Origin of the sequence: Protofrankia sp. CiP1_Cm_nod2, from assembly GCF_920664355.1 — a bacterium.
Taxonomy (GTDB): domain Bacteria; phylum Actinomycetota; class Actinomycetes; order Frankiales; family Frankiaceae; genus Protofrankia.
In genome coordinates, this window is the sequence record NZ_CAKKTL010000145.1 from 4,652 (window position 1) to 5,169 (window position 518).

Consider the following 518-nt stretch of genomic DNA (forward strand, 5'->3'; position numbering starts at 1 on the left):
CCCACACCGGCGAGGTGCTCGGAATTCCGCCCACCGGCAGGAGCGTGAGCTACGGCGGTGTGGTGGTGTTCCGGCTCAGGAACGGTCTGATCGTCGAGCACTGGGCGATCGACCTCGAGCTCGACCTGCTCAAGGAGCTCGGCATGAACCTGCGCTGGTCCCGGCCGAAGGCGTGAGCACCGATAATGATCATCGGCGTCCGGAGGCGCGCCGCTGGACGCGGAGGACAGCGGACGGCGGCCGCCTGGCCTGGGGGAGCGGCATCGGGCGGGGAGGGCGGTCGCTGTCCGCCGTAGGAGACAACCGGCTGGTACAAGCCTGTCACCAGAAGTGATCAATCGTGTCCCGCGGCGGCGGCGGGCCCCGTCCGGCGGCAGCCGTCGCCCGCCTGCCGCCCCCGCCCGGCCTGGCCGTGCCTGTCTCCAGGCCGACGGGCGGGAGCCAGGCGGGGGATCGGACGGGGGATCAGGCGAGTGATCGGGCGGGGATGGTGTTTCCGTTGTGTTAGAATGGTGGTT

Annotated in this window: 1 protein-coding gene; it reads left to right on the forward strand. The window is 70.8% G+C overall.

The window, feature by feature from the left end; all coding sequences use genetic code 11:
• Positions 1-14 precede the first annotated feature (14 nt).
• Positions 15-176: an ester cyclase gene (locus NBW84_RS24380; protein ID WP_445548732.1), complete on the forward strand. Its 162-nt coding sequence runs from the start codon at positions 15-17 to the stop codon at positions 174-176.
• The last annotated feature ends 342 nt before the right edge of the window (positions 177-518 follow it).